The sequence below is a fragment of the Rhizobium sp. BK376 genome, from assembly GCF_004341625.1.
GTDB lineage: Bacteria > Pseudomonadota > Alphaproteobacteria > Rhizobiales > Rhizobiaceae > Rhizobium.
The window spans coordinates 26,689-33,409 of record NZ_SLZG01000037.1 but is presented as its reverse complement, the minus strand read 5'-3'; the positions used below and the strand labels follow the sequence as shown (position 1 = coordinate 33,409).

Sequence of the window (6,721 nt, the reverse complement as noted above, 5' to 3'; positions counted from 1 at the left end):
GACCGTGCAATCACACAGCTGAAGCGAGCGGGTCGAGATATTCCTGATACTCTGTTGAAGCACATCTCGCCGCTCAGTTGGGAGCATATCAACCTAACCGGCACCTACACATGGGATGCCGAACATCAGATGCCGCACGGATTTCGATCGCTTCGTCTGCCAGCCGGGCTGCGGCGGGTCACATAAGTTCTCATTCTGTTCGCCCTTAGCGTACGATTTCGCACTCCTCTTGTTCTTGCCCCGTAGAGTCCCTCCTCGTCCGTCAGAGCGAACGTTGGCGCTGCTTGGTGACAGCTTTATATACCGAGAATGCCCGGGGGAAAAGACAAAACAGCTCCTGCGTGTGAACAGTGCGCAGAAGATTGCTGCGAAAATAGTAAAGAAAGCCTGATTAGATAACAGCTTAAGACGAAGCCGAGCGCCCGTGCCGCCAAGAAATGAGCGACCGGCATTTCAATCTTGGATTGAAAATCGCATAACCTAATTTATGGAACCGGGAGGTCATTTCGCAACTGTTGCTTTTTTCCCTGTAATGACCTTTGTCGCGTCCAGCCAAACAACCTACCGGAGACGATTGATTGGATTCGTCCAGCCAATCGGTCGCCCAGCTCTCGCTTCTCGCGCCGCTCGGCATCTCTGATACTCCACAGGACGGTGTATCCGGCGAGTACCCAGGCAACATGTTCGTCGGCGCTGTAACTCTCGTCTTCATTGACTATCTGCTCGACGCTTCGGTTCAATGGCATCGCGGCCTGGCTATAAAGGCCGCGATCGCAGCTGCTAGCGAAGTCCGCGGGTTGGCGATGAAGCCGATCTTCAGCCTCTACAGCGCCGCGGTAATCTCCGGCCGAGCCGCCGAGGCTGAACATCCGGAACCTGCCATTGGTCGCCTGGACACCCGGGTGACCGAATTCCTCGCGAGGACGCTGTTGTGCGAGAGATCGCGTCCATCTCATCAGAGATGCAGCCGATCATTTACATGTTTTTTGGATGCGGTCAGGATTGAACCAAGGTGGAAGTCACACTTGCGGCATAGCCATACGGCATCGGGCCTTGAATTGTACGAACAGTTCGGTGTCCAAGACCTTCGGCTCGCTGCGATAACGAAGCAGTGCCGGAAGGTTTCGCACAGCCTCAGGCAATGCGCAGACTGCGCAAGGATTCTGCCGGGATTGCCCGTATCAACCTGACGGCGGTGGTATCGTGCGCGGCGCATAAAAAGAGTTACGGATCCGCAGACACCGGCGTTCGACGATCAACAGCAAGTGGACCGAAGCTCCGCTTCGTAGAACGTTTGAAGAGCGGCCATCGAGCCAGTCAGTGCGCGAACCATCTTCCAAGATCGGGCTTGGAGCGACGTCTTTCATCCACTGATCGATCGCTGCCCGTGATCACCTGACTGGCCGAGTTTCCAGAGCCGATCAAGTCCGAACTGCCCGGCGCGCCATCGACACCAAGGTGCGGGCCATTCACACCATCGTGCAATTTCGCGCAGCGTCCCATCAGGCCGATAGTTTCGGCACTGGCAATGTCGGCTAGAGGAGATAACGCATGCAGCGCCTTCAACACAACATGTTCGATCATGCGGATGTTCGCATTCACTACGTGACAGCGGGAATGTCACCGCGGGACGGCCAGGATGTCCGCACAATGGTGCTGCTACACGGTTGGCCGCAAACATGGTGGGAGTGGCGACACATCATAGAGCCGCTTCGTGCCGACGGTTGGTTCGTCGTGGCTCCAGACTACCGGGGAGCAGGCGGATCGTCCAAACCTCAAGCGGGCTACGATAAAATCACGATGGCAAAGGACATCAAAGCGTTGCTCGACCACCTCGGCGCCAGAAAGCGGATCACCGTCGTCAGCCACGACCTCGGTATGCAAGTCGGGTACGCATTTGCGGCACTCTTTCCCGAAGACATCGACCGTCTGGTTGTCATGGAAGCGCCTATCGCCGGTACGACAGGAATGGAGAGCGTCGCCACAACGAAGTTCAGTCAGGCCAAGCTGTGGCACTTCCACCTGCACGGTGCAGCGGGCAACGTGGCCGAGATGCTGATCTGCGGCAACGAATTTGCCTACTTACGCTCCTTCTATCTCAGGCTGTGCGCCAATCCCGACGCAATATCCATCGCTGACGCCGAACGCTATGTCGCCGACTACACCGCGCCAGGAGCCATGAGAGCAGGCCTCGAACTGTTTCGCGCCTTCGAGCAAGACGCCGAAGACAACCGCCGCATTCTCACTGAGAAGGGCAAGCTGAAGATGCCCGTACTTGGACTTGGCGGGACCGCTAGCTTCTTTCTTCCCATCGCGGAGCAGATGCTCCTGGAAGTCGCCGAAAAAGTGACTGTCAGACCCATTGAAGATTGCGGTCACTGGATCGCGGAAGAGCAGCCGGAGCGCCTCCTTCAACAGTTGCGCGAGTTCGTCAGCGAGACAGGTGGCCGATAAAATCAATGTAATTCCGACCGTCTCGTCAATGAACGCGGTACCGATCGCTGATCTCCTTGAAAGTAAAGAAGACCACTGTGAGCACTCGTCCATCCCTTCGGCAGCCGCCGCAGTGCGGTGCCTGTTTGAACCTTAAAAGGAGTTGACCATGCAAGAGAACCAGATCGTCGACGTGAGCACCACGGCGGGCATCAACGCTCCGATCGAGAAGATTGACATCCCAAAATGGTGTTTCGGCATCACCGAGGAGGAATATCTAAGTTGTTCGCCGGCGCATATCGCGGCGGGCTCGACGAAGACTCCGTACGGCAAGCGTGTCGCGATCAACGTCGAGACGATCGGAGGCAGCCTGATGGTCCAGCACTTCATCGAAACGCTGGCAAAGAAGGATCATCTTATTCTCGATTCCGACTCGGACATATTCACTCCTAATGGCAGGACGATGGTTCACGTGCGATGGGAGCTTACCGCCAAGAAGATTGCCGAGGACCGGTGCGAACTCACGACGCACGTCCAGTCCTTCGCAACCGACGAAATGCGCGCGCTCCTGGAGCGCCAGGGAATTCCCTTTGATCTGCTGCGCACTCAAAACCACCCTATCGCGCAAGCGCATAACGACGCAGAGACGCCGCTGTTTGCCGCTAGCATAGGGCGGGCCGCGCTCCGAAACTAGCGCCCCCCGTTCAATCTGGCCATATCTGAGGCAGAACATCCGCCTCAATAGTTGCTGACCTGAATCTCGAAAGCGCCGAAAGACGAACCTCCGGCCCATTCCGGAAGGACTGGCCAATGGGTGGATCCACGCTGCAGTACGAATTCGCCCTTTATCGGGCCACGGGTACAAGCTGCCTAGGTAAATGCCCCGCCCGCAATGCACCTCCGAAAACATCGACCCCGCGAATAGCGGATACGTTTTAAGACGCATATGCGGAACGCTGCTTCGATCGCAATGCGAGCCATTCCGTTCGGGCCATCTACACGATGGCGTACGTTTCGACGTAGCAACAATACCTTAGTATCTGTAACTATAGCCCGTGGTCTAGGCGACACTATAGTATTGTCGCTGCTGAGGATAAATTACTCCAGTATTTCCGGACGCAATTGCAAGTAGCGCAACATTAACGTACGGAGACAACCAATGCTTTTCACCAAACCAATCGATGGATTCCGTCTCGCCTACCGCAAGAATGGCTCAGGTCGGGCCGTCGTCATGATTCATGGCTCGCCCGGCGACGGACACGAATATGACAGGCTTGCCGAGTTAGTCGCGCCTCACGCCATGACGGTCGTTCCGGACCTTCGCGGCTTCGGACTCTCCGACAAGCATCTTGATCGCGGAGACTCCGCCTTATCCAGAGACGGCCAGGCCTCTGCGGTGATTGGCCTTATCGAAGAACTGGGTCTCCGAGACGTAATTCTTGTCGGATACGACATTGGCGGCTTCACCGTTCAGATGGTGGCGCGACTCCGCCCGGACCTCGTCTCCGCGCTCGTTCTGGCACCGCCGCTTCCCGGCGTGGGAAAACGGATTCTCGACGTCAAGGCCGTGAACGAATTCTGGCACGCGACCTTCTTTAGAACCAAGCTTGTCGAGCAGGTCTTCGATGGAAAACCTGACGCCATTCGTGCGTTGCTGAAGGTCCATCTCGACGGCTGGTCTGGTCCCGGTTCTACCGTGACCGACGAGCTGCTCGACCACATGGTCGAAGTCTACTCTCCGCCGGGCGCCTTCACGGCGGGCGTGACCTGGTTCAGGACTATCGAGGGGAATCCAATTTCGGACTACGCTGAAGAAACCATGCCGCAAGCGGGCGAGCGTCTGAACAAGCCGGTTTCCGTGCTGTGGCCCGAACATGATCCACTGTTCCCCACCGCATGGGCTGACCAACTCGACAAATTTTTGAGCAATTTCTCCTTCCGGTTCATGCCCGGAGTCGGACACTTCTCGCCAACGGAGGCACCGCAGTTCTTCCTGCACGAGATCCTAGCGCATCTGTCCGGCGAGTGGCGGGCGGGATCGCAGCATCAAAAGACAACCGCTCTGGCAGTTTGAAGGCATGCGCTGAATGCGATGCGAAAGGATGCTGGATGATAAAGTCCGAGCCGCGACCCGGCTTGGGCGGCGATGAAGAAATCAACAGGAGTTCGGTCAATGGGACGCTATCACGAGCTGGTTGGAGAGCTAATCTCCGAGGCTGTCGCGTTAATCATAATCATCACGTTCGGCTGCTCCGCGGCCGCAATGTATTTCCTTTACGACCCAAGCCCATACAAAACGGCATATTGGGGCCTCTGCATCACTTGGGGTCTTTCAGTGTCGATAGCGATCTACGTTACGGGCGCGGTTTCCGGCACCCATGCGAATCCAGCCGTGACGTTGGCGCTGGCCGTGTTTCGGGGCTTCGCTTGGAAAAAGGTCGTGCCCTATTGGATCGCGCAAGTGGTGGGCGCCTTCATAGGGGCTGCGATCGTATACGGGCTATATTCCTCGGTCATAGACTCCTTCAATGCGACGCAGCACATGGCGCGTGCCGAAGGCGGCGCGTCGGGCGTCTTCTTCACCTCTCCCGGACTGGCGATTACTCCCGCGAGAGCCTTTGTGAACGAGATCACTATCACCGCCTTTCTGGTGTTCGGTATCTTCGCCCTTACGGACGAGTTCAACACGATCGCACCGCGTGCAAACTTCGGTGCGATCGTGATCGGCTTGATCGTCGCCGTCATCGGCGCATCGTCGGGCTACCTGGAGGGATGGGCCTTGAACCCAGCCCGCGATTTTGGTCCACGCGTATTCGCCTGGTTAGCCGGATGGGACAAAGCTGCCTTTCCCGGTGTCGTAGACTACTGGTGGGTGCCGATCGCGGGCCCCTTGATTGGCGGGTTGGTCGGTGGCGGCGCACAGCACCTGCTCATTCGACCTTTCTATCCTCACGAAAAGAAGCTGTCTCTCGAGTCAGCCAAGTGATCCGGGTGGATGGTACCTTGCCCTTGGTCATTTCCAATCGATACGCTGGATCCTAGGTATAACAATCGTCCAAGACACGAGTGCTGCCAGCGACATTCCAGCGGCGACGAAGAAGGCCGGTGTATATGCCCCAGTGGCGTCGACGATCACCCCGGTGAAAATTGGAGCGACGATTCCCGACATGTTGCCGATGCAGTTCTGAAGCCCGATCCACTTCGCAGTTCCAGTCGGTCCTGCGAGTGTCTGGCCGATAGCGTAAAGGTTGAAGCCGCCAAGACCTTGACCGATCGAAGACAGCAGAAGGCCTGCGACCGCAAGCTCCGTATTCCCCGATGCACACATAAGCATGCAGACAATGGCCACGACGCAGGAGGCGCCGATGAAGGTTTTCCGAACTCGATTTGCGCTCCCTCCGGCGGACATCCAGCGATCTGCGATCCAGCCGCCGCACAGCGAAAACAACGCGGACGCGGCATAGACCAGCCCACCGACCAGGGCCATCTGAGGGATAGTAAAGCCTTGAACTTTCACCAGATAGAGCGGAAGCCATGTTGTTATCGTGTAGAACGTATAGTTGCTGGCGAAGTGCCCCATCGCCGCACCCCAAAGTTCCCTGCGAGTGAGTATTTCACGAAAGGTCGGTCCGGATGCGTTTCTGTTTTCGACCAATTCCTCAACGGGCCGTTGTTCAAGCCGCAGCCACGGAACCAGCCACAACAGCGAAGCGAGACCGAACAGTATGAACAGTGGCCGCCATCCGAAATGGGCGATCAAAAGTCCCCCCAAAAAAGTTCCTGCGGCCGGGCCGAGGATAATGCCTGCGCTGACCAGCGCATTTGCGAAGCCGAGCCTTTCCGGCGGGAGGTTTTGAGCCAGCAACTTTGAGGTGGCGGGAAAGCTGGCGCTCTCGCCGATGCCCAGAAGGATACGAAGTGCCAGCAGGCTCACGAAACCGCCAGCGAAGCCAGTCAGTATCGTGGCAATCGACCAGACGATCAACCCGACCACCAGTGCGCGATAGGCGCTAAAAGTCACCACTAGCCAGGCGGCGGCCAATTGATTTGGCACATAAACCCAGAAGAAGGCCGACACAAGAAGTCCGAATTGGGTGTTGGTGAGGTTGAGTTCCTCCTTGATGAGCGGCGCGGCGGTTGCGAGGTTCCCGCGGTCGAGGAAGTTGATGAACATGGCCAGCGCGAGCAGGACACCCACACTTCCGGTGAAAGAGGCCGTCCCACGCGACCCAGCACTCTGCATCGCGATCGGTCTTTCAATCTCGGACTGGCCGTCCTCAGATAGCAT

8 protein-coding genes are annotated in these 6,721 nt (G+C 57.3%); 6 read left to right on the top strand and 2 right to left on the bottom strand.

All coding sequences use genetic code 11. From position 1 onward, the window contains the following. On the top strand, positions 1-186 hold a 186-nt coding region (locus EV561_RS33840), incomplete at its 5' end, for a Tn3 family transposase (RefSeq protein WP_132528264.1). Between the two features lie 392 nt (positions 187-578). Then, positions 579-1,190 (top strand): hypothetical protein, encoded by a 612-nt coding sequence (locus EV561_RS33835; protein WP_132528263.1) that lies wholly within the window; start codon positions 579-581, stop codon positions 1,188-1,190. A 127-nt stretch (positions 1,191-1,317) separates the two neighbouring features. On the opposite strand, the gene EV561_RS33830 is transcribed toward EV561_RS33835, so the two are convergent. After that, a complete protein-coding gene (locus EV561_RS33830) occupies positions 1,318-1,584 on the bottom strand; it encodes a hypothetical protein (RefSeq protein ID WP_132528262.1) in 267 nt (88 codons plus the stop codon). Here EV561_RS33830 and EV561_RS33825 point away from each other — a divergent pair. From EV561_RS33825 to EV561_RS33810, 4 genes are all read left to right on the top strand, one after another. Next, on the top strand, positions 1,552-2,454 hold the full coding sequence (locus EV561_RS33825; protein ID WP_245513186.1) for an alpha/beta hydrolase: 903 nt from the start codon (positions 1,552-1,554) through the stop codon (positions 2,452-2,454). The two genes, EV561_RS33830 and EV561_RS33825, sit on opposite strands and share 33 nt — an antisense overlap. 148 nt (positions 2,455-2,602) lie before the next feature. Then, positions 2,603-3,127 (top strand): hypothetical protein, encoded by a 525-nt coding sequence (locus tag EV561_RS33820; RefSeq protein WP_132528261.1) that lies wholly within the window; start codon positions 2,603-2,605, stop codon positions 3,125-3,127. Between the two features lie 465 nt (positions 3,128-3,592). Continuing rightward, the gene (locus tag EV561_RS33815; RefSeq protein ID WP_132528260.1) at positions 3,593-4,507 is read left to right on the top strand and encodes an alpha/beta hydrolase; all 915 of its coding nucleotides are present in this window, start codon (positions 3,593-3,595) and stop codon (positions 4,505-4,507) included. 99 nt (positions 4,508-4,606) lie between these two features. Continuing rightward, entirely contained in the window at positions 4,607-5,419 is an 813-nt protein-coding gene (locus EV561_RS33810; protein WP_132528259.1) for an MIP/aquaporin family protein, read from the top strand. A gap of 27 nt (positions 5,420-5,446) precedes the next feature. Here EV561_RS33810 and EV561_RS33805 read toward each other — a convergent pair whose 3' ends face one another. Beyond that, complete coding sequence (locus tag EV561_RS33805) at positions 5,447-6,721, bottom strand: MFS transporter (RefSeq protein WP_132528258.1); 1,275 nt, start codon at positions 6,719-6,721, stop codon at positions 5,447-5,449.

Bases quoted from the DNA above. Each gene is read 5' to 3' on its own strand.
- EV561_RS33815 (WP_132528260.1), top strand. From the start codon at position 3,593: ATGCTTTTCACCAAACCAATCGATGGATTCCGTCTCGCCTACCGCAAG.
- EV561_RS33825 (WP_245513186.1), top strand. From the start codon at position 1,552: ATGCAGCGCCTTCAACACAACATGTTCGATCATGCGGATGTTCGCATT.
- EV561_RS33830 (WP_132528262.1), bottom strand. From the start codon at position 1,584: ATGATCGAACATGTTGTGTTGAAGGCGCTGCATGCGTTATCTCCTCTA.
- EV561_RS33820 (WP_132528261.1), top strand. From the start codon at position 2,603: ATGCAAGAGAACCAGATCGTCGACGTGAGCACCACGGCGGGCATCAAC.
- EV561_RS33805 (WP_132528258.1), bottom strand. From the start codon at position 6,721: ATGCTATCTGAGGACGGCCAGTCCGAGATTGAAAGACCGATCGCGATG.
- EV561_RS33810 (WP_132528259.1), top strand. From the start codon at position 4,607: ATGGGACGCTATCACGAGCTGGTTGGAGAGCTAATCTCCGAGGCTGTC.